Source organism: Protofrankia sp. CiP1_Cm_nod3, assembly GCF_982290655.1.
On the sequence record NZ_CEVIVD010000015.1, the window covers coordinates 4,381 to 6,665 of the forward strand.

General features: G+C 73.3%; 3 protein-coding genes. All 3 read left to right on the forward strand.

Annotated elements, in window-relative coordinates:
* The coding region (locus AC5LUJ_RS05300) for a DUF4352 domain-containing protein (RefSeq protein ID WP_493464559.1) at positions 1-660 on the forward strand (660 nt) is incomplete at its 5' end.
* A 304-nt stretch (positions 661-964) separates the two neighbouring features.
* On the forward strand, positions 965-1,549 hold the full coding sequence (locus AC5LUJ_RS05305) for a 1,2-dihydroxy-3-keto-5-methylthiopentene dioxygenase (RefSeq protein ID WP_250287374.1): 585 nt from the start codon (positions 965-967) through the stop codon (positions 1,547-1,549).
* A complete protein-coding gene (mtnC, locus tag AC5LUJ_RS05310; RefSeq protein ID WP_250287375.1) occupies positions 1,546-2,268 on the forward strand; it encodes an acireductone synthase in 723 nt (240 codons plus the stop codon). Before AC5LUJ_RS05305 ends, mtnC begins: the two co-directional genes overlap by 4 nt.
* The last annotated feature ends 17 nt before the right edge of the window (positions 2,269-2,285 follow it).

Below are 2,285 nucleotides of genomic sequence, written 5' to 3' on the forward strand. Positions count from 1 at the left end.
AACCAGTTCGGCACGCCCAACCAGTTCGGCACGCCCGGCCAGTTCGGCCAGCCGGCCGGCGCGCCGCCGCGCTGGTATCCGCCCGCGCCGCCGCCAGCACGCCGGCGGTCCCGCCGGTGGTGGCTGCTCGTCCCCCTGCTGGCCCTGTTGCTGCTGGTCGGCTGGGTCGTTCTGGACAGCCTCGGCGGGAGCGGGAACGACCCGGGCGGGCTGGGCGGCACCAGGCCCACCAGCCCGGCGGCCACGTCATCGGCATCGCCGGCACCCGCGGCGGGCATCGGTGTCCCCGTCCGGGACGGGCAGCTCCAGTTCACCGTGACGAACGTCCAGTGCGGTGTCGACGAGCTGAAGGCCGGATTCTTCCCCCGGCATCCGGACGGCCAGTATTGCCTGGCCAATGTGACCGTCAGCAACATCGGCGGTTCGGACCGGACCCTGACGCTGGCCTCGCAGAGCCTGTACGACACCACTGGCGCCAGGCACGGCTCCGACCAGCTGCTGTCCCGGGCGGCCTTCTCCAACTCGCTCTGGGGCAACATCTCCGAGGGGGAGAAGGTCACTGGCACCCTCGTCTTCGACATTCCCATCGATGCCACGCCTGATCACCTGGAGCTCCACGACGGCCCGTTCAGCGAAGGTGTGACCGTCCCACTGCGATGAGCGGCTCCGGCGACGACAGCCGCCCGGCGGCGGCCGGTCCCGTCGCGGTCGTGATCGTTCTTCGTGGCCGAAGGGACGCCAGCCGCCCGCGCGGTCCCGGCCCCGCACGGCATCCGCGGTGGGCACGGTGCCTGGCGGCTCTCCGCCGTGTGCCGTTTCCGTTGCGCTGCTTCTGTGTGTCGTTCCCGTTGCGTTGCTTCGCGGGCCGCCAGCGCGGGTGCATGCCCGGCGTCACACTGGGACTGGCGGGCCAGGGCGGGACTCGGGCCGAGGCCCGCCGCGGACACGACCGGAGGAGGCCGTCATGACGCACCTGACAACCTGGCCCGCTGACGACCCGGGCCGCGTGCTGCGCGACACCGACCGGCCGGACGAGACCGCCGCCGCCCTCGCGCCGGTCGGCGTCCGGTTCGACCAGTGGACGCTTGCGGACCTCCCGTCCGACGCCGGCCAGGACGCGGTGCTCGCCGCCTACCGGGAACAGGTGGACAAGGTCGTCGCCGACGAGGGATTCGTCCTCGTGGACGTGGTGGCGCTGCATCCGGCCGAGGCGCCCGGCTGGCCGGCCACGGCCGCCGCCACGCGGGCGAAGTTCCTCGCCGAACACACCCACGCGGACGCCGAGGTGCGCTTCTTCGCCGCCGGCGCCGGCGTCTTCTACCTGCACATCGGTGACGAGGTCCACGCGGTGCTCTGCGAGGCCGGCGACCTGCTGTCGGTGCCGGCGGGTACCACGCACTGGTTCGACATGGGCAGCAGCCCGTCGTTCACCGCGGTCCGTTTCTTCCACGACGCCGACGGCTGGGTCGGTGACTTCACCGGCAGCGACATCGCGTCCCGCTTCCCCGACTTCGACGCGCTGTACGCCGTGGCCGCCGCCGCCCGGTGACCGCCGCCGTCACGGTCACCGCCGAGGCGGTCGTCGTCGACATCGAGGGGACGACCAGCGCGACATCCTTCGTCGTCGACGTCCTCTACCCGTACTCGCGGGCACGGCTGCGCGCGTGGATCGACAGCCACCAGCGGCATCCGGACACCAGCCGGGCGCTCGCGCAGGTCCGCGGGCTGATCGGTGAGCCGGCGGCGGACACCGCCCGGATCGTCACCGCGCTCGATGCCTGGCTGGACGCGGACGAGAAGATCACTCCGCTCAAGACCCTGCAGGGGCTGATCTGGGACGCCGGTTTCGCCGCGGGCGAGCTGACCTCCCACCTGTTCCCGGAGGTGGCCGGCGCCCTGCGCTCCTGGCGGGCGGCGGGGCACCGGCTGTACGTCTTCTCGTCCGGGTCGGTCGCCGCGCAGCGCGCCTGGTTCGCCCGCAGCCTCGCCGGTGACCTCGGTGGCCTGTTCAGCGGGTATTTCGACACCGAGACGGCGGGCCCGAAACGGCAGCCGTCGTCCTACGCCGCGATCACCGCGGCGACCGGGGTGCCAGCGGGCCGGACGCTCTTCCTCTCGGACCTCGTCGACGAGCTGGACGCCGCCCGCGCCGCCGGCTGGTCGACGGTCGGCGTCCGCCGGCCGGGCGAGCCGAACCACGACCGCGGCGTGGGTGACCACCCGGAGGTGAGCGGCCTCACCCAGATCAGCGTCCTGCCGCCGCCCTGATCGCGGCACCGCCACCG